Genomic DNA, 18,367 nt, shown 5'->3' with positions numbered 1-18,367 from the left:
GCCCGTGACACTCACACATCCAGACCCCGCTCACGCTCGAGATCGATCAACCGAGACGTGGGCCCATCGGGACGGAGCCGTTCGAGCACGATATTCGGCCAGCGATTGCGTGAGCGGCGCTTGGCGACGTTGTAGGTGAACTCCTGCAACCAGTGCGCCGGGTAGAACATGATTTCGGCCATCAGGCTGAACGCATCCGTCCACTCCAAGTAGTTCCTCCCGCCATTAGCAGCTTTCTTCTCTGCTATCTGTGCCAGGGTGTGTTTGTGCCAATCCGTACTTTTGACTTGGCCAGCCTTGATCATCTCCTTCACATAAACATCCGAGTCGCTGTGCTGGCCGTTCTCATCGAACCAGGGCCCGTTGTTCATATAGGCACGCAACCACTCCCAGAACCCTTTCTGCATCTGCAGCGTTTTGCCCATGGGAAGTCCAAGCCTCACTAGGAGTGCGTTTTCCGGCTCGCCCAAACGACGCACCAGAATCTCCAGCGAGGCAGTGCGCATGGCGCCCGTATGGGGGCCTACCAGCGTGGACTCACCGGCGAGCGCCTGAATGCCATCCCAAGGTGTATGAAAGAGCTCTCCGTCATGGTCGAAATAGACTTCGCGCGTCCGGCGATTGAACAGAATGGGGAGTGGTAACGGGCGGCGGGTTTCCCAAAGGAAGGGAACAAGAAAAAAACCTACCGCCCCCACTAGCTCCATCCATATACCCTCGAAATCCCCACGCAGCACGAACTGAACTGCCCCGGGTTTCGTGGAGGCCTCAACTCTTGAGAAGATGAGGCCATGAGAAAGACCACGACCTACTCCCCTGAAGTCCGTGAAAGTGCCGTACGCATGGTTCTGGAGCACCTGAACGACTACCCCTCCGAGTGGGCTGCCATTGAAGCCATAGCGCCGAAGATTGGCTGCGCCGCACAAACCCTGCATGGCTGGATTCGTCGCCATCAGACCGACGCCGGCCAACGTCCTGGGCCGACCACTGAAGAGCGTGAACGCATCAAAGCCCTGGAGCGCGAAAATCGCGAGCTGCGAAAAGCCAACGAGATTCTGCGCCTGGCCAGTGCGTATTTTGCCCAGGCGGAGCTCGACCGCCGCACCAAGTCCTGAGGGCCTTTGTCGATCAGCATCGTGACCGTCTCGGGGTCGAGTCGATCTGCCGTGTCTTGCGGATCGCCCCGTCCGGTTACCGCAAGCATGCGGCGCAGCAGCGCAACCCGGCACTGCGCTGCTGCCGTGCTCGACGCGATGACGCATTGATCTTGGAAATCCAGCGCGTATGGGACGACAACATGCAGTGCTATGGCGTGGTGAAGGTCTGGAAGCAGCTGCGGCGAGAAGGCATCGAGGCTGCCAGATGCACGGTAGAGCGATTGATGCGTCTGGCTGGATTACAGGGCATAAGGCGCGGCCAGATCCTGCGCACAACGGTGGCCGGCGACAAGTCGCTCTGCCCGCTGGATCGTGTGCAACGCCAGTTCCATGCCGACCGCCCAAATCAGCTGTGGGTGTCGGACTTCACGTATGTCTCGACCTGGCAGGGCTGGCTGTATGTGGCCTTCGTGATTGATGTCTTTGCGCGGCGCATCGTCGGCTGGCGAGTCAGTACCAGCATGAAGACCGACTTCGTACTGGATGCCCTGGAGCAAGCCCTGTATGCCCGCCAGCCACATCGCACGGGGAGCCTGATCCATCATAGCGACCGTGGCAGCCAGTACGTCTCTATTCGCTACACCGAGCGGCTGGCAGAGGCCGGCATTGAGCCCTCAGTTGGCAGCAAGGGCGATAGCTACGACAACGCCTTGGCCGAAACCATCAACGGGCTGTACAAGGCCGAGCTGATTTACCGTCAATCATGGAAGAGCCGCGAAGCTGTTGAGATGGCGACTTTGAAATGGGTGCACTGGTACAACCACCAACGCCTGCTGAGCTCAATCGGATATATCCCGCCCGCGGAGGCTGAGGCAAACTTCCACCAGCAACAAGCAAGTCAGGCCATGGCGGCCTGACTTAAACGAAACGGCCTCCACAAAAGCCGGGGCGGTTCAAACACCCCGGCCATTAATAGACTAATAATCCCTAAGGTCCCTCCTAGCGTCCCAGTAATCATCCCTCTGTTATGGTCCCACACGCCCTTCAATGCCAAGTAATGCTCAGTGTGTTCATCTGTTATGAACATTTCCCAAGGTTTTTCTCCAGTAGGGCGGTCTGAACTCAAAACCAGGCTATTGGTGGCACCCGATCGAACGCGAGCCTGCTGGATTGGATCATTTACAGCCATGTCAGCTCCTTGATTTCAACTTACGGCAGATGAGGTCTTTACAAGCCTAATAACTCCAATACATGGGCTCACAAAAAACTTCAGAGGCATACACCTCAAAAAGACAATTTTAGATATTTGCCAGAGATAAACTCACACATCTAGCCCCCGCTCACGCTCGAGATCGATCAACCGAGACATGGGCCCATCGGGACGAAGCCGTTCGAGCACGATATTCGGCCAGCGGTTGCGCGAACGGCGTTTGGCGACGTTGTAGGTGAATTCTTGAATCACGTTCATGGGATAGAAAAACAGGTGCCCTAGATAAAGCACTAGGTCGGTCCACTCCAAATAGTTCTTTCCGCCGCTGGCCGCCTTCTTTTCGGCGATGATCTGCTTGCGCCAAGAGAGAAACTCCGTGGGCTTCATATGCGCCGACAGCATCTCTTTGACAAAAGCATCGGACTCGCTGTGCTGGCCATTCTCATCGAACCAGGGCCCATTATTCATATAGGCCCGTAACCACTCCCATAATCCCTTTTGCATTTGCAGCGTTTTGCCCATGGGAAGCCCAAGGCTTACCAGTAGCGCGTTTTCCGGCTCCCCCAGACGACGCACCAGAATCTCCAGCGAGGCATTGCGCATAGCGCCCGTATGGGGACCTACCAGCGTGAACTCACCGGCGATCGCCTGAATGCCATCCCAAGGTGTATGAAAGAGCTCTCCGTCATGGTCGAAATAGACTTCGCGCGTCCGGAGATTGAACAAAATAGGCAGGGGTAGTGGACGGCTGATTTCCCAAAGGAAGGGGACAAGAAAAAAACCTACCGCCGACACTAGCTCCATCCATATACCCTCGAAATCCCAACGCAGCACTAACACCGCGGCCAACACTAGGTTCAAGAGCCCCATAGTCCCACCTAGCGTCCCGGTGATCATTCCTCTATCGCTATCACCTACTGCGGCTAACGCGAGATAATGCTCCGTGTGCTCATCTGTTAAGAACAGCTCCAATGGCTTCTCGCCAGTAGATTTATCTGCACTCAGGACCAAGCTATTAGCGCTTCCAAATTGAGCACGCGCTTTTTTTATTACGTCGCTTAGACCCATGCTAACTCCTTAATTTCTATAGCTGGCAAACTCAGCCCCTCAAGCGGCGAGTACGTTAGTTGGCCATGGATAGCATCTAATTCATCACCATTTTCTTCGTGATAAACGCGCCGGTAGAGCGCGACTCTAGGTTCGGAGGCCACATGGGTACCACCGTGCGGATCGAAGTCATTGCCCGTCCATTCCACGTCTTTACGACGCCCGCCAAACCCCAGGATGGCTCCCCAAGTTTCGTACCCTTTTAAGTGGATCTTGTGCCGTTAATGCAAGGACGTGCCTGTAGTGGTGCTGCGCCTAAACTCCAATAAGGTAGGTTTTGGGGTGCACTTCCACTGATGGCAACTTGGAAGCTCGATGGACTAGCTCCAAGGGAGAGTCTGGGCAAGTTTTTAAACGTACTGCTCATAATTAATCATTCACTCGTATGTGGCACCTGCAAGGAGAGCAGTGACTACGTTGTGAAGAGAACACCAATTCGCTCCCGAGTACGTTGCTGCACGCAGCACTTTTCAGATCCGCCCCGGAGGAAGAAGTACCTATATGCACGCGGAACAGGTAGCCGTTGGCGTTTTGCAGAATCGGCTACGAGTTGCGAACTTTCAGCTCCGGCGCGGGGAGGCTGGTAAACCATCCAGGTTTGCCATAGACGAAGCTATGTACTCTTTGGGTAGAGCGTGTTCCCCGTCAGCGGTGTTGGGGCGCTTGATGGGTGGCAGACCAAATTGGTCGGTGGGTTCCCGTGGCCTTGGAGGGGTTGATCGTAGAACTTTTCGCCATGCTTTACATTGGGCTATCGGAGAGCCAGAAACAGCGGAAAAAGTAAGCCCGGTTACTCACACATCCAACCCACGCTCGCGCTCAAGATCAATCAGACGGGTAGTCGGGCCAGCGGACTGAAGACGCTTGAGGACAATCTTGGGCCATCGATTTCGGGAGCGGCGTTTGGCGACGTTGTAGGTGAATTCTTGCAACCAATGCGTAGGGTAAAACATGATTTCAGCCACGAGGCTAAACGCATCCGTCCATTCCAGGTAATTCTTCCCGCCATTGGCAGCTTTCTTCTCTGCTATCTGTGCCAAGGTGTGTTTATGCCAATCCGTACCTTTAACTCGGCCCGCCTTGATCATCTGCTTCACATAAATATCCGACTCGCTGTGCTGGCCGTTCTCATCGAACCAGGGCCCGTTGTTCATATAGGCACGCAACCATTCCCAGAACCCTTTCTGCATCTGCAGCGTCTTGCCCATGGGAAGTCCAAGCCTCACCAGGAGTGCGTTTTCTGGCTCGCCCAAACGACGTACCAAAATCTCCAGCGAGGCATTGCGCATGGCGCCCGTATGGGGGCCTACCAGCGTGAACTCACCGGCGATCGCCTGAATGCCATCCCAAGGTGTATGAAAGAGCTTTCCGTCATGGTCGAAATAAACTTCGCGCGTCCGGCGATTGAACAGAATGGGGAGTGGTAACGGGCGGCGGGTTTCCCAGTAGAAAGGCACGACAAAGAAAGCGATAGACAACATCAGCCCAATCCAAACACCCTCTACTTTTCCATTTAGTATTAATAACGCACTCATCGCCAATCCAACTAGTGAGAGTGTGCCCCCCAGCACTCCAGTCATCATTCCTCTATCAGTGCCCCCCGCCTTTAACGCCAAGTAATGTTCAGTGTGTTCATCCGTTACGAACATCTCCCAAGGTTTTTCCCCAGTAAAGCGGTCCGAACTCAAAACCAGGCTATTGGTGGCACCAAATCGAGCGCGAGCCTGCTGAATTGGATTATTTACAGCCATGTCAGCTCCTTGATTTCAACTCGCAGCCGGTGAGGCCCTTACATGTTCAATCACGCCAAGGCGGGGACTCACATGCAAAATTTCAGAGGTCTTCATTTCAAAGAGGCGGCTTGAGAGATTTCCCAGAGGGAAACTCACACATCTAGCCCCCGCTCACGCTCGAGATCGATCAACCGAGACGTGGGCCCATCGGGACGGAGCCGTTCGAGCACGATATTCGGCCAGCGATTGCGTGAGCGGCGCTTGGCGACGTTGTAGGTGAATTCTTGAATGACGTTCATGGGGTAGAAAAACAGGTGCCCTAGATAAAGCACGAGATCAGTCCACTCCAAATAGTTCTTTCCGCCGCTGGCCGCTTTCTTTTCGGCGATGATCTGCTTGCGCCAAGGGAGAAATTCCGTGGGTTTCATATGTGCCGACAGCATTTCCTTGACGTAAGCATCGGACTCGCTGTGCTGCCCGTTCTCATCGAACCAAGGCCCGTTGTTCATATAGGCACGCAACCACTCCCAGAACCCTTTCTGCATCTGCAGCGTCTTACCCATGGGAAGCCCAAGACTCACCAAGAGCGCGTTTTCCGGCTCACCCAAACGGCGCACCAGAATCTCCAGCGAGGCATTGCGCATAGCGCCCGTATGGGGACCTACCAGCGTGAACTCACCGGCGATCGCCTGAATGCCATCCCAAGGAGTGTGAAAGAGCTCCCCGTCATGGTCGAAATAGACCTCGCGCGTCCGGCGATTGAATAGAATGGGGAGTGGTAACGGGCGGCGGGTTTCCCAGAAAAATGGAAATACAAAAAGAGCCACCGACCATAGGATCCCGATCCAGACACCACCTGTTTTACCATTAACTATCAATATTGAAATCATCACCAAGCCGACTAGAGAACTCGTTCCTCCAAGGAGCCCTGTTACGACACCCCTCTCTTCTCCCCCTCCCGACTTTAGTGCCAAGTAATTTTCAGTATGCTCATCTGTTACGAACAATTCCGAAGGTGTTTCCCCAGTATCCTCTTCCGAATTCAGAAGCAAACTATTCGTACGCCCGTAGCGACCGCGTGCTTGCCGTATTAACTCGCTCACACCCATGTCAGCTCCTTGATTTCAATAGGAGGCAGTCGAAGTCCCTCAAGTGGCGAGTAGATCAGTTCGCCATGAATGGCATCCAACTCCTCGCCGTTATTCTCGTGATAAACGCGCCGGTAGACCGCAACGCCAGGTTCGGAGGCCACATGCGTACCACCGTGCTGATCGAAGTCCTTACCGGTCCACTCCACGTCTTTACGCCGCCCGCCAAACCCCAGGAAGGTTCCCCAGGTTTCGTACCCTTTGAAGTGGATCATGTCGTCGGTTAGTGCGCTCTTGCCCGGCAGCCGTAGAAAGACATAGGTGGTGACCAGCATCCCCTGAAATGGATTGAGCTCATTGAGCCGGGTGGCCTGAAAGCTGATGGGGAATACGACCTTGTAGAACTCAGTCATCGATTGCTCGTAGCTATCGGACCAGTCGGCCGGGCGGGTGCCAAAACGGGTCTGTTTAATCCAAGCTTCCAGCGGCGTGTCCTGGGTGTACTGTCGAGCGATCACTCCGCCGACAATCACGATGGTCCATCCCAAGGCGCGAGCTGCCAGATGGGGTGCTACCGCGACTCCGCGTCCGATGGCGGCGGCCTCTCCAGCGATGACGGCGGCCCTGGCAGCACGAATGGCTCGAAAGCTCTGCACGTATAGCGTCAGGTTGGCGGCGGATGCCACGCTGAGCCCGACGTTAATCGCAGCCGTATCAAAATCACCGAGATTATAGGAATCGAAAGCGTCGACGCCATAAATCAATACGTCAAATCCAGAGGTGATTGACTGAAGGACTGCAGTTTTCGATCCAATGCTTAATGCGTCAAGCAATGCCTTCTGTGAGCTGACCTTTAATGCACCGGTAGAGTTTACAGTTTGCTCCCAGTTAACTTCGGCTACTTTCTGGATAACAGAAGCTATTGCTGAGGAAACGGCAAATCCACCACCAAAAACGTTCAACCAACTCTTACCTGAGGCGTTATCAAGCAATTGCGCCCCTCCCCACGCAAAGTTCACCCCTGCAACCAGCGCCACCAGGCATTTAACCGGCGCCTTTTCCAGGGCGTCCTTGCTGAGGTCCAGCATCCCCTTGAGGTTCACGTCCGCAGCCAAATGGCCGGTCAGCGCAGGCAGGTCCTTGGGTGGCAGGAGGCGAAAGAACGGTAGGGCATCGCCGACCGCTATGCTCAGCTTCGTGGGTTTGATGCGCTTGGGTAAGTTCGGGCGGGTGTCCATCAGGTCGCTCATCCACTCGCCGAGCTGACGCTGGGTGACCGCCTCGATGGCCAGGCGTTGCTGGCTGCGCGCCAATGCTGCGGCCAGATACAACCGCCCTGCGACCTTGCCACCCTCGTTTGCCGTTTTCAGCCCTAGTCCGGCGATGGGGGCTAGCGCGGTGAACAAGGCATCCAGCGGTGAGCCCTTCACATGTCCTGCCGTGTTCTCGGCGGCCTTGTTGAGAAGCTCGGCCAGTTTGCGCGCTTCGTCCAGCGTCGCCGAGCCGTTGTCCTTGATACCGTCGGCCAGGCCGACCAAGGCATTGATCTCACCGATACCCATTCGCTTGCCGAGCCCCAGCAACGCCCAGACGAGCCAGGGTTTCCCATCCGTTTGTTGCAAGGCCAGGGCACTTTCTATGGCACTCGCACCGGGCCCCGTGGTTGCCGGCCCTAGGCAGGCTGCTGCGAAATGCAGCTCCAGTTCAGTGCGGGCCATGGGCTGGGTAATGTCGAAATGACCGCAGGCGGTGTCCAGGCTGGCTGGCCCGCGCTGGGTCAAGGTGGCGAGCCAGGATGCCCAGAACTCGCTGAGACGACGTACATCGGCGCTGTACCGGTCTTCCTGTTGCTGCTGTGCCTGCCAGGTCGACCGTAGTTTTTCGTAGTCGGTGATACTGCGCAGTTGCGCGTTGACCTGCTGGTCGCTTTCAGCCAGGGACTTCAGCACCCCGGCCATAGCCCAGTCTTCGCCGTAGATCTGCCGCGTTACCTCGAAGGCTTGCTGGCATGCGCGCAAGAGTTCAGCGATATCAAGAACGACTCCCCAGGGATCGTCGATCAGCGCGTAGGATTGCTGCTCGCAACGCTGCATGTCCTCCAGTAGCTGCGGCCACGGGGGGCGATGGGAGGTCGAGGGCTCGCAACTCCAGCCGTAGCCCTCGGCATCCATGTAGTCGCCGATGTGCTCGTGGATGGACCGCGCCGGACCGCTGTAAGGCCCGGCCCCTGGGGTAATGCTACGCATCACCCGCGTCCGCACGGAGGCGTCGCCCTTGGCTGCCGCGAATTGCTCATCGCTCCACTGGCTGGGGGACCACACCAGGCTCGCGGAGGCCCCCGCAGGCAGCAACAGATAGGGCAACGTTCGGCTATCGATGACCTTTCCACCCCGCGGGGTCTGCAACAGCCTGGTCTGGCGGACGCGATATTCGGCCAGTCGCTGCAGATCGTCCTGCCAGACGTACAGCCAGCCATCGCGAAGCAAACGGGCGGTGTAGTTGAGATCGCGACTGCGTAGTGAGTCGAAGTAGTCGCCAATTTCCGGAAACCCACCCGCTACGGGCGGCAGGCCGAAGGCTGAAACATCCACCGGCAGGCTCGGCCCCAGGGCGTAACGAAGCGGAATGACGGCGTTCAGCAAGGGGCAGGCCGCCGCCAAAGACTGAGAGGATGGCGCGGACAGAACAGTCATACGGCCACCTCGGGAGTCGTTTCAGGCTGTTGGGCCAAGGCCTCCAGCAGAGTCCAATCGAGCACCACCTGGGCAGCCAGCCCCGATGCCCGGGGAGCGACGTCCGCCTCGGGCTCAGCATTCTCCCAGGCCAGGGTGATCTGCCGTTCGTGCTGCAGCCAAACCTGGTCGACGCCCGCCCAGAAGCCCTTGGGCCAGATCGCGCCCTGGCGCCATGCATGATAGAGCGGCCGAGCATCGCCCAGGCGCAGCCAGAATTCCCGGCGATCCGGGCTGAATACCTTCAAGCGGCGCTGCAGCAGGTTATGGAGCGCCGACACGGACAAGTCGCTGCGCAGCCACAAGGCATCCTGAATTCCATTACCGGATGCCCAGGCCCGGTAGACCGAGCTGCCCAGCGGCGCCTCCAGCAAGATGGGGCCTGCCTCGGCGATCGCCTGGTAAGCAGTACCGTGCAGGAGCGGCCACGGTTCATGCTCGGGATGCTGCTGATAAAGCCAGGCGATGGCATCCACGAAGCGAGCACCATCCAGCAACACATGCCCATGTCCCTCAGGAATGCTGCTACTCATCTAGTGACTTCCTGTCGTTTGTGCATTTTTGGCGGCTTCGCAAACCTCACAAACACCAGAGCGCGTCGTGCGGAAAAGCCAGTTCTGCTTGAGCAGCGCCTCCAAAGGGATCCCAGGCACGTCGGCATCCGCCGGCTTCACTTCCCCCGGCAGCAATGGCGCAGCCCCCGTGCCCTTTCCGGGGCGCCCGCCGGAGTTGATCTGGATCTGCGGGCCGGCCAGGGTGACGCCACTGGCATCGAGCTTGATGAAGCTACCGGCCGCCTTGAAGGTGAGTTCGGCACCGGCTTCGAGGACGACCTTGAGGCCGCTGGAGAGGTGGATCTCGTTGCCCGCTTCGACGAACTGCCCGCTGCCCAGTTTCACGTGCTGGTCGTTGGTCACCGTCAGGTGATCGTCGGCACGCAGCTCCACCTTGCGGTCGGCGTGGGTGATGCGGTGCTCCTCGGCTTCGAGCTCGGTGTAGCTGTTGGCTTCGACGCGGTCGTGGCGCTGGTGGCCGACGCGGATCTTCTGGTCGTGCTCGATGTTCTCGTCCCAGTCGCGCTGGGCGTGCAGGTAGATCTGTTCGGCGCCCTTGCGGTCTTCGATGCGCAGTTCGTTGTAGCCGCCACCGCCGGGTGAGCTGAGGGTCTTGAACACACTGCGCGTGCGATTGGCCGGCAGCTCGTAGGGCACCTGGTTCTCGGCGTGGTAGAGGCAGCCGGTGACCAGCGGCTGGTCGGGGTCGCCTTCGAGGAAACTGACCAGCACTTCCATGCCGATGCGCGGGATGGCGATGCCGCCGTAGCGATCACCGGCCCAACTGCTGGAAACGCGCAGCCAGCAACTGGTGTTGTCGTCGGCCTGGCCCTCACGGTCCCAGTGGAATTGCACCTTGATGCGGCCGTATTCGTCGCAGTGGATTTCCTCGCCTTCGGGGCCGGTGACGACGGCGCTTTGGGCGCCGAGCAGGCGCGGTTTGGGGTGGTTGGGTGTGGGGCGGTAGGGAAGGGTCCAGGGAAAGGCGGTGAAGTGGTTGCGGTAGCCCTGGGTGAAGTCTGTGGGTTGTTGATCCCCCTCTCCCGCGAGGGGAGAGGGGGAAAAGCCGAGCGGGTCGCCGACACTGCTAGTGATCGACTCTTCCAGTACCTGCGGTTGCTTGCCTTCGTGGTGGATTTTGCCGAGTAGCCAGAGGTCGTTGCAGTCCTGGCGTGGGTGTTCGGCGAGGGGCAGCAGGTGGCCGCTGCGCAGGCTGGGTTGGTCGCTGCGGCCGTGGGCCTGGAGGCGGTCGTGGCGGTGGCTTTCCAGGTGCAGGCGGGCGAGCTGACGGCCGCGTTCGCGGTCGCTGAAGTGGCCGGGGAAGGCGTAGTCTTCCAGGCCCAGCTCGTCATCGCTGAGCGTGGCCTCCAGGCGCAGGCGCGGTTTCTCGAAGTCGTAGTCGCGGCGGCTGACGCTGGCGGTGCGCACGGCGGCGCTCAGGGAGAAGCGCTCGATCACCGCCTCCTCGGCCTGCATGCCGCTGCCGGGGTGGTAGCGCGTCTGCCCGAGGCGCGGAAACATCGTCTGGTCGTCACCGAACACCAGCAGGTGGCCGTCGGGTGAATGCCGGAAGTGATAGTGGATGCCTTCCTCTTCGCACAGGCGCTGGAGAAAGTGCAGGTCGCTCTCGGCGTACTGGGTGCAGTAGACGCGCGCGGGATGTTCGCCACCCAGCTCGAAGCGGTAGTCGCCAAGGCCATGCTCGTCGAGCAGTCGGGTGATGATCTGCGGCACGCTCAGGTGCTGGAAGATGCGCGCGTTGCGCCGCCAGCCCAGCCAGGCCAGTTGCGGGCGCAGTTGCAGGTGATAGCGGGTCAGGCGGCGGCCGGAGTCGCCCTGGGTGAAGGCGTGAACCCAGCCATGGATACCCTGTTCGGCGCCCAGTTGCAGGTAGGCCGGCTGCTGCAGGAAGTCTTCCAAGGGCAGTGCCGGGTTTTCGCTGACCAGTTCCAGATCGAAGGCGAAGGGCTCGGAAAGCGCCTCGTGGCCGCTGAAGGCGAGCACCTGCAGGTCATGGGTAAGGCCGGGCAGTTCGAGGGAGAAATGCGGCTGGTTGGCGGGGGCGAGCATCCGTTGCTCCTCGGCGGTGGCAGGCGTGCTGCGCAGGGTGCCGGAGGAGCCTGAACGGGTTCGACCGAACAGTTCGCATTCGTGCCACTCGGCAGAAACCGCCAGCCAGAACCACTGAACTTGTCTGCCCGCCGATGCCTCCCATGCAAACCAGTCCCATTGAAGGAGAGACACCATGAAGAAAACCGCATCGGCCGTCTGGCAAGGTGGACTGAAGGACGGCAAGGGCAGCATCAGCACCGAGAGCGGCGCGCTGTCGGAGCAGCCCTATGGCTTCAACACGCGTTTCGAGGGCGAGCCGGGGACCAATCCGGAGGAACTGATCGGCGCGGCGCACGCGGGCTGTTTTTCCATGGCGCTGTCGATGATGCTCGGTGAGGCCGGTTTCACCGCCGAGCGTATCGAGACCACCGCCCAGGTGAGTCTGGAGAAGCTCGAGCAGGGCTTCACCATCACCGCGGTCGCCCTGAGCCTGCAGGCCAAGGTGCCCGGCATCGACGACGCGCGTTTCCAGGAAATCGCCGCCAAGGCCAAGGCCGGCTGCCCGGTTTCCAGGGTGCTCAACGCGGACATCAGCCTGCAGGCGACCCTGCAGGGCTGAAGCCCGAGCGGGGCGCCGGCGCGCCCCGCGCATCACTCACAACAGCTTCTTCACCGCCACGACGGCGTCGCCGCCCTGCTTGTCGGTGACCCCGGAAAGCCAGCCATCCAGCGCCTGCGGATTGGCCTTGAGCCAGGCCAGCGCCGCGGCACGGTAGTCGCCGCCATTGCTCGCCGCCGTAGCCATCACCGCGTTCTCCATGTCCAGGGTGAAGCTCAGGTTGGCGAACAGCTTGCCCAGGTTCGGGCAGCTCTGGGCGAAGTCCTTGCGCGCCAGGGTGTGCACACTACCGGCGCTGCCGAACCACTCCTCGCCACCGGAGAGGTAGCGGATGTCGTAGTCGACGTTCATCGGGTGCGGCGTCCAGCCGAGGAAGACGATCGGCTTCTCGCGGCGGGTCGCGCGGCCGACTTCGGCGAGCATCGCCTGCTCGCTGGACTCCACCAGCTTCCAGTCGCCCAAGTCGAAGCGCTTCTCGTCGATGATCTTCTGCAGCGACTGGTTGGCCGGCGCGCCCGCGCCGATGCCATAGATGCGCTTGCCGAAATCGTCGCCGCGCGCGGCCAGGTCGGCGAAATCATGCACGCCGGACTCGTAGACGTAGGTCGGCACCGCCAGGGTGAACTCGGTGCCTTCCAGGTTCTTGCCCAGCTCCGCGACGTCGCCCGTGGCGACGAATTTGTCGTGGTAGCCCTGCTGCGCCGGCATCCAGTTGCCGAGGAATACGTCCACCTGGCCGTCACGCAGACCACCGAAAATGATCGGCACACCGAGTGTCTGCACGGTACTGGTGTAGCCCAGGCCTTCGAGCAGCAGCCCGGCGGTGGCGTTGGTGGCGGCGATATCGCTCCAGCCGGGGTCGGCCAGGGTCACCGAGGCGCACTGCTCGGCACGGGCTGCACAACTGAAGGCGACCAGCGCGGCGACGGACGCGGCGGCGAATGTCTTGTTCATCGGCTTTCCTCTGTAGGGATGGTGGCAGCAACGGGGAAGCGCGCCTTGCGCTCCAAATCGTCCAGGTCGATGTGGTTGCGCATGTACTGCGCGCCGGCATCGACCCACGGCTGGTGGTCCCAGCTCTTGAGCTTGCCCTGCTTCAGGGATTCGGCCACCAGCCGGCGGCGACGCTGGCTGGCGAGGGTGGCGGCGGTGATCGCCGGAATGTCCCAGCGCTCGCGCGCCTCGCTGACGAAGGCAGCGAGTAGCGCGCGATGCTCGGCGGACTCGGCGAGGTTCTCGCGCTCGCGTGGGTCGGCCTGCACGTCGAACAGCAACGGCGGATCGATTTCCGAATGCACGTACTTGTAGCGCCCGCGGCGGATCATCATCAGCGGACTGACGGTGCCCTCGCCCATGTATTCGCCGATCACCTCGTCATGGCCCTCGCCACCGTCGAGATGCGCCAGCAACGAGCGACCGTCCAGTGGCAGGCCCGGCTCGAGTTCACCACCGGCCAGGGCGACGAAGGTTGGCAACAGGTCGAGGGTCGATACCGACGCCTTCACATGGCGAGCGGCGAAGCGCTGCGGCGCGTGGATCAGCAAGGGCACACGGGCGGACATCTCGAACCAGTGCATCTTGTACCAGAGGCCGCGCTCGCCAAGCATGTCGCCGTGGTCGCCGGAGAACACCACGATGGTGTCCTCGGCCAGTCCGCATTCCTCCAGGGTCTGCATCAGGCTGCCGATCTGTGCGTCGACGTAGCTGCAGGCTCCGAAATAAGCGCGCCGCGCCGCGCGTATACGCTCAGCGGGCAGCGTCTGGCCCCACAGGTCGATGACCTTGAGCAAGCGTTGGGAGTGCGGGTCCAGCTCGACCTGGGGAATCTCCAGCTCCGGCAGCGGGATGTCCTCGTCCTGGTACAGGTCCCACCAGCGCTTGGGAATGGCATAGGGGTCGTGGGGATGGGTCATCGACACGGTCAGGCAGAAGGGCCGACCGTCGTCCTCACGCACATGGTCGTAGAGGTATTGGCGCGCCTTGAACACCGTCTCTTCATCGAAATCCAGCTGGTTGGTCCGCACGCAGGGGCCGGCCTGCAGCACCGAACTCATGTTGTGGTACCAGCTCGGACGCACATCGGGTTCGTCCCAGTTCACCGCCCAGCCGAAGTCGGCCGGGTAGATGTCGCTGGTCAGCCGATCCTCGTAACCGTGCAACTGGTCCGGACCACAGAAGTGCATCTTGCCGGACAGCGCGGTGCGATACCCCAGGCGGCGCAGATAGTGCGCGTAGGTCGGGGTGTCGGCCGCCAGTTCGGCGGCGTTGTCGTAGGCGCCGATGCGCGACGGCAACTGCCCGCTGACCAACGAGAAGCGCGAGGGCGCGCACAACGGACTGTTGCAGTAAGCGGAGTCGAACACCACCGCGCGCTCGGCGAGGCGCATCAGGTTCGGCAACTGCACCGGCGAATCCGCGCGATACAGAGGCAGCGTCGGCGCGGCCATCTGGTCGGCCATGATGAACAGGATATTGGGGCGTTGCGATTTCGACATCTCATTCGTCCGGTTTATGCGATACGGTGTAGCGCATCATCGGACCTGCCGCGTTCCTGGGTAAACCTCATGGCGGGACATGCCTTGTATAAGGAGTGCTTATGCCAATGCCTGCCGCGAGCATTTCCCTGGACAGCCTGCGGGTGTTCGAGGCCGCTGCCCGCCAGCTCAGCTTCACCGCTGCGGCGCTGGAACTGGGGACGACCCAACCGGCGATCAGCCAGCAGGTAAAGCGGCTCGAGGCCCAGCTGGGCGCGCGCCTGTTCGACCGCGTCTACCGCGGCATCCTGCTCACCGAGGCGGGCGCCACCCTGCTCGAACACGTACAGCGTGGCCTGCATGCTTTCGGCGAGGGCCTGGAGGCACTCGACGGCGGAGCGCACAACGAAGTCCTGCAGGTCGCCTGCGACTCCGCCTTCGCCGCCTTCTGGCTGATGCCGCGCCTGCCGCGCTTCCACCAGAGTCATCCGGACATTCACGTCAGCCTGCTCAGCGGCGAACGCGGCACGGCGCAGCTGCGCGCGCCGACAGACATCGCCATCCATTTCGGCGACGGTCGCTCGACGCGCAGCGACGGGCTGCTGCTGTTCCGCGAGGAAGTCTTCCCGGTCGCCAGCCCGCTGCTGCTGGAGCGCCACAACGGTCACTGGAGCCATCTGCCGCTGCTGCAGTTGCAGCCCCCGACGGAGGCACGCTGGTTCGACTGGCCGACCCTCTTCACCACTCTGGGCCTGGCGCCCCCGAGCACACCGGGCGCACTGCGCTTCGACAACTACACCTTGCTGATCCAGGCCGCCATCGCCGGTCAGGGCCTGGCCATCGGCTGGCGACACCTGGTCGACGAATTGCTGGAGCGCCGCGTGCTGCAACGGGTGACTGCGGCCAGCGCATACTCGGCGTACGGTTATTACGCCTTCACCCCCACGCGCAAGAGACGCCAGCGCCTGGTGGCGCGCTTCTCCGAATGGCTGCAGAGCGAACTGGCGGCGGGGACTGACGGCAACGATTCGGCTCAATGAAAACGCACCTGCGCACGCAAGTGCTGGGGACGCTCCAACTCATCGACGACGCCAGCGGCGAAGCGCCGCAAACGCATCGCCTCCGCGCAATGCTCGGGATCGCGCAGTTGTGCGAGGCTCACCTGGGCGCCTTCCGGCGCCTGTACCAGCGTCCAGTCCAAGCTGCTATCGAGCAACGCACTGCGGCAGTCCGCGTCCAGGCTCGCATCCTCGTGGATCACCAACAGACGCCGGGTATCGGCTTTTGGCAGACCCGCGAGCAATGCGCGCAACGCGCCGACCAGGGTATCTGGCGGCAGGTCCCGATCCCCCACCGGAAGCGGGCCATCCGCCAGGCAGCAGAGCACGCCGTCGCTGCCCGCGATACTGATCGCCACGCTCTCGGCTCGATAGAGATCGCCCGGTTTGGCGCTCAAGCCCGGCATTGCCTCCAGTGCGTTGAGTTCACCGACGACCGCGACCACCTCGTGCTGACGTGCCAGCAGTTCGGCGAGCAGCGCTGTCCCCAGGCTGCCCCGCACGCCATAGACGGCGTACTTGCGTAGAGCGGTTTCCGCGTTGCGCATCGCTTCAGCGACGCCAGACCAGCCAGCCGACCAGCGCGGCGACACCGACGCCCAGCAGCACGCTGGAGGTCGGATGCTCGCGCACGCAATCACGCGCGGCCAGGCCGGCCTGGCGGCCGCGGCGGTAGAGCTCGCGGTAGGTATCGTCCAGGTGATGATCGTTCCACAGACGCTCGGTGCGCTGGCGCAGCGAGCGCAAGGCCTTGTGCGACTCTTCGCTGGCATCGTCGCGCAGGTCGTCCAGCGCAGCCAGCAGTTGTTCGATCTGGCGGCCGATCTCGTCGCGGTCGAGGGCTTTTTCGCGTTTCATGAGGCTCATGGCGGGCTCCGTGGCTGACTAGGGGTTAGGGTCTGTGACGTTTCATTCGTGGCCGCCTCAGCAGGATCGACCCGGAGGGTGGTGCCGCCGAGGCCGAACCAGAAATGACCAGCACCTAATCGCCGGTCATTTCTGGCAACCACGGGGTTTTCGAATGAAATGGCAACACGCCCTAACTCTGACCGCAGCGACGATCAGTGGTGCCCTGCGACTGGCCGCCGCGCTGGCGAGCGCGTATCTTACGGCGCATTCCGCGAGGCGCCGCCTCGCTCATTACCGCGGGGTTTCCCTGCCTGGGTCGGTACGATGAAATCGCTGTTTCGCAAAACCCTGGTTCCCCTCTTCGGTCTTGCACTGCTTGGCGCCAGCCTGGCCAGCCAAGGCGCACCCAAAGTCCAAGAACTGGCATCCGGCAGCGCCCTGCTGGTCGACCTGAGCAGCGGCAAAGAGCTGTATTCCAGCCATCCGGACATGGTGGTACCGATCGCCTCGGTGACCAAACTGATGACCGCCGTGGTCCTGCTCGACGGCAAGCAGTCGATGGACGAGAAGCTGGCGGTCAAGATCGACGACGTGGCGCAGATGCGCGGCATCTATTCCCGCGTGCGCCTGGGCAGCACCCTGAGCCGCCGCGAGCTGCTACTGATCACCCTGATGTCGTCGGAAAACCGCGCCGCCACCACGCTCGCCGAGTACTACCCGGGCGGCGTGCCGGCCTTCGTCAAGGCGATGAACGCCAAAGCGCGTCAACTGGGCATGCGCAACACCCGCTACGTGGAACCCACCGGCCTCTCCGAACAGAACGTCTCCAGCGCCCAGGACCTGGTCAAACTGCTCAAGGCGACCCAGAACTACCCGCTGATCGGCCAGTTCAGCACTACCCGTGAGAAAACCGTGGCCTTCGGCAAGCCCAACTACACCCTGGGCTTCCGCAACACCAACCGCCTGGTGGACAAGTCCAACTGGAGCATCCAGCTGACCAAGACCGGCTTCACCAACGCCGCCGGCCACTGCCTGGTGATGCGCACCACCATGAACGGCAAGCCGGTCGCCTTCGTGGTGCTCGATGCCTTCGGCAAGTACACCCACATGGCCGACGCCAATCGCTTGAAGAAGTGGCTGGAGACGGGCCAGGTCAGCCCCGTGCCCGCTTCCGCGCTGAGTTACAAGCAGCAGCGCCTTGCACAGCGCAAGAGCGCGCAGAGCGCGCTGACCCAGGCCGCCAAATAATTCGGGGCATTCCTCGACGCCTGGGAGGAGAACGCCCAAGGCGTCGGGGGAAGAGACTCTTCGCAATGGGTAAAGCCATTGCAACATGACTTCGGCGCCCACCTGTTGAGTTCTGCAGCTACGCCTGACTCTGGCGGTTGGCGATCGACACCTGGTCGTTCAGCGTCCAGAAGTCGTAGAGCACGCCGACGAAGCACAGACCACCGGTGAACAGATAGAGGATGCCGGTGATCCACTTGCCCTGGTACATGCGGTGCACGCCGAAGATGCCGAGAAAGGTCAGCAGGATCCAGGCGACGTTGTAGTCCAGCTTGCCGCTGGCGAAGCGCAGGTCCGCCTCACGGTCCATCGCCGGAATCAGGAACAGGTCGATGATCCAGCCGATCAGGAACAGGCCGAAGGTCAGGAACCAAATTGTCCCGGTCACCGGTTTCCCATAGTAAAAGCGGTGCGAGCCGGTAAAGCCGAATATCCACAGCAGATACCCGATGACCTTGCTGTGGGTGTCGTGTTGCGTCATGCGTGACCTCCAGAAAGGGCGACGAC

General features: G+C 61.1%; 16 protein-coding genes and 1 other annotated feature. Of the genes, 4 read left to right on the top strand and 12 right to left on the bottom strand.

Annotation, left to right across the window (positions count from 1 at the left end; genetic code table 11):
* Nucleotides 1-11: 11 nt before the first annotated feature.
* A complete protein-coding gene (locus ACYRGX_RS04610; RefSeq protein ID WP_473055440.1) occupies nt 12-737 on the bottom strand; it encodes a hypothetical protein in 726 nt (241 codons plus the stop codon).
* 54 nt (nt 738-791) lie between these two features.
* Between ACYRGX_RS04610 and ACYRGX_RS04605 the strand changes: the two genes are divergently transcribed.
* A protein-coding gene (locus tag ACYRGX_RS04605; RefSeq protein WP_473055439.1) for an IS3 family transposase occupies nt 792-2,014 on the top strand; the annotation gives its coding sequence in 2 pieces (ribosomal slippage) (nt 792-1,077 and nt 1,077-2,014; 1,224 coding nt in all).
* Nucleotides 1,070-1,186 (top strand) — a sequence feature (AL1L pseudoknot). It overlaps the preceding gene by 117 nt.
* Before the next feature lie 404 nt (nt 2,015-2,418).
* Here the strand turns inward: ACYRGX_RS04605 and ACYRGX_RS04600 are convergent.
* The 6 genes from ACYRGX_RS04600 to ACYRGX_RS04575 form a co-directional block, all read right to left on the bottom strand.
* Complete coding sequence (locus ACYRGX_RS04600) at nt 2,419-3,375, bottom strand: hypothetical protein (protein WP_473055438.1); 957 nt, start codon at nt 3,373-3,375, stop codon at nt 2,419-2,421.
* Nucleotides 3,376-4,208: 833 nt separating this feature from the next.
* Nucleotides 4,209-5,165, bottom strand: coding sequence for a hypothetical protein (locus ACYRGX_RS04595; RefSeq protein ID WP_473055437.1), 957 nt, complete (start codon nt 5,163-5,165; stop codon nt 4,209-4,211).
* Between the two features lie 134 nt (nt 5,166-5,299).
* The gene (locus ACYRGX_RS04590) at nt 5,300-6,256 is read right to left on the bottom strand and encodes a hypothetical protein (protein ID WP_473055436.1); all 957 of its coding nucleotides are present in this window, start codon (nt 6,254-6,256) and stop codon (nt 5,300-5,302) included.
* Entirely contained in the window at nt 6,247-8,928 is a 2,682-nt protein-coding gene (locus ACYRGX_RS04585; protein ID WP_473055435.1) for a toxin VasX, read from the bottom strand. Before ACYRGX_RS04585 ends, ACYRGX_RS04590 begins: the two co-directional genes overlap by 10 nt.
* On the bottom strand, nt 8,925-9,500 hold the full coding sequence (locus ACYRGX_RS04580; protein WP_473055434.1) for a DUF4123 domain-containing protein: 576 nt from the start codon (nt 9,498-9,500) through the stop codon (nt 8,925-8,927). The genes ACYRGX_RS04585 and ACYRGX_RS04580 overlap by 4 nt, the downstream gene beginning before the upstream one ends.
* Complete coding sequence (locus tag ACYRGX_RS04575) at nt 9,501-11,591, bottom strand: type VI secretion system Vgr family protein (protein ID WP_473055433.1); 2,091 nt, start codon at nt 11,589-11,591, stop codon at nt 9,501-9,503.
* A 175-nt stretch (nt 11,592-11,766) separates the two neighbouring features.
* Between ACYRGX_RS04575 and ACYRGX_RS04570 the strand changes: the two genes are divergently transcribed.
* On the top strand, nt 11,767-12,192 hold the full coding sequence (locus ACYRGX_RS04570; RefSeq protein ID WP_473055432.1) for an OsmC family protein: 426 nt from the start codon (nt 11,767-11,769) through the stop codon (nt 12,190-12,192).
* Between the two features lie 36 nt (nt 12,193-12,228).
* On the opposite strand, the gene choX is transcribed toward ACYRGX_RS04570, so the two are convergent.
* Nucleotides 12,229-13,146 carry a choline ABC transporter substrate-binding protein gene (gene choX, locus ACYRGX_RS04565; protein WP_473055431.1) on the bottom strand — a complete coding sequence of 306 codons (918 nt, stop codon included), beginning with the start codon at nt 13,144-13,146 and terminating at the stop codon, nt 12,229-12,231.
* Nucleotides 13,143-14,687 (bottom strand): choline-sulfatase, encoded by a 1,545-nt coding sequence (gene betC, locus ACYRGX_RS04560; protein WP_473055430.1) that lies wholly within the window; start codon nt 14,685-14,687, stop codon nt 13,143-13,145. Before betC ends, choX begins: the two co-directional genes overlap by 4 nt.
* Before the next feature lie 101 nt (nt 14,688-14,788).
* Here betC and ACYRGX_RS04555 point away from each other — a divergent pair, with 101 nt between their 5' ends.
* Nucleotides 14,789-15,706 (top strand): choline sulfate utilization transcriptional regulator, encoded by a 918-nt coding sequence (locus tag ACYRGX_RS04555; protein WP_473055429.1) that lies wholly within the window; start codon nt 14,789-14,791, stop codon nt 15,704-15,706.
* On the opposite strand, the gene ACYRGX_RS04550 is transcribed toward ACYRGX_RS04555, so the two are convergent.
* Nucleotides 15,700-16,272, bottom strand: coding sequence for an NAD(P)H-binding protein (locus ACYRGX_RS04550; protein ID WP_473055428.1), 573 nt, complete (start codon nt 16,270-16,272; stop codon nt 15,700-15,702). The two genes, ACYRGX_RS04555 and ACYRGX_RS04550, sit on opposite strands and share 7 nt — an antisense overlap.
* Before the next feature lie 4 nt (nt 16,273-16,276).
* Nucleotides 16,277-16,591, bottom strand: coding sequence for an ElaB/YgaM/YqjD family protein (locus ACYRGX_RS04545; RefSeq protein ID WP_473055427.1), 315 nt, complete (start codon nt 16,589-16,591; stop codon nt 16,277-16,279).
* Nucleotides 16,592-16,897: 306 nt separating this feature from the next.
* On the opposite strand from ACYRGX_RS04545, the gene pbpG reads away from it, so the two are divergent.
* Nucleotides 16,898-17,821 carry a D-alanyl-D-alanine endopeptidase gene (gene pbpG, locus ACYRGX_RS04540; protein ID WP_473055426.1) on the top strand — a complete coding sequence of 308 codons (924 nt, stop codon included), beginning with the start codon at nt 16,898-16,900 and terminating at the stop codon, nt 17,819-17,821.
* 118 nt (nt 17,822-17,939) lie between these two features.
* On the opposite strand, the gene ACYRGX_RS04535 is transcribed toward pbpG, so the two are convergent.
* On the bottom strand, nt 17,940-18,341 hold the full coding sequence (locus ACYRGX_RS04535) for an NINE protein (RefSeq protein ID WP_473055425.1): 402 nt from the start codon (nt 18,339-18,341) through the stop codon (nt 17,940-17,942).
* Between the last annotated feature and the right edge of the window lie 26 nt (nt 18,342-18,367).

It is taken from the genome of Pseudomonas sp. R4-15 (assembly GCF_055768815.1).
This window is presented reverse-complemented; position numbering and strand designations above follow the sequence as displayed.

Coding starts and splice junctions, on each gene's coding strand:
- ACYRGX_RS04600 (WP_473055438.1), bottom strand. CDS start 3,375: ATGGGTCTAAGCGACGTAATAAAAAAAGCGCGTGCTCAATTTGGAAGC.
- ACYRGX_RS04595 (WP_473055437.1), bottom strand. CDS start 5,165: ATGGCTGTAAATAATCCAATTCAGCAGGCTCGCGCTCGATTTGGTGCC.
- ACYRGX_RS04590 (WP_473055436.1), bottom strand. CDS start 6,256: ATGGGTGTGAGCGAGTTAATACGGCAAGCACGCGGTCGCTACGGGCGT.
- ACYRGX_RS04585 (WP_473055435.1), bottom strand. CDS start 8,928: ATGACTGTTCTGTCCGCGCCATCCTCTCAGTCTTTGGCGGCGGCCTGC.
- ACYRGX_RS04580 (WP_473055434.1), bottom strand. CDS start 9,500: ATGAGTAGCAGCATTCCTGAGGGACATGGGCATGTGTTGCTGGATGGT.
- ACYRGX_RS04575 (WP_473055433.1), bottom strand. CDS start 11,591: ATGCTCGCCCCCGCCAACCAGCCGCATTTCTCCCTCGAACTGCCCGGC.
- ACYRGX_RS04570 (WP_473055432.1), top strand. CDS start 11,767: ATGAAGAAAACCGCATCGGCCGTCTGGCAAGGTGGACTGAAGGACGGC.
- choX (WP_473055431.1), bottom strand. CDS start 13,146: ATGAACAAGACATTCGCCGCCGCGTCCGTCGCCGCGCTGGTCGCCTTC.
- betC (WP_473055430.1), bottom strand. CDS start 14,687: ATGTCGAAATCGCAACGCCCCAATATCCTGTTCATCATGGCCGACCAG.
- ACYRGX_RS04555 (WP_473055429.1), top strand. CDS start 14,789: ATGCCAATGCCTGCCGCGAGCATTTCCCTGGACAGCCTGCGGGTGTTC.
- ACYRGX_RS04550 (WP_473055428.1), bottom strand. CDS start 16,272: ATGCGCAACGCGGAAACCGCTCTACGCAAGTACGCCGTCTATGGCGTG.
- ACYRGX_RS04545 (WP_473055427.1), bottom strand. CDS start 16,591: ATGAGCCTCATGAAACGCGAAAAAGCCCTCGACCGCGACGAGATCGGC.
- pbpG (WP_473055426.1), top strand. CDS start 16,898: ATGAAATCGCTGTTTCGCAAAACCCTGGTTCCCCTCTTCGGTCTTGCA.
- ACYRGX_RS04535 (WP_473055425.1), bottom strand. CDS start 18,341: ATGACGCAACACGACACCCACAGCAAGGTCATCGGGTATCTGCTGTGG.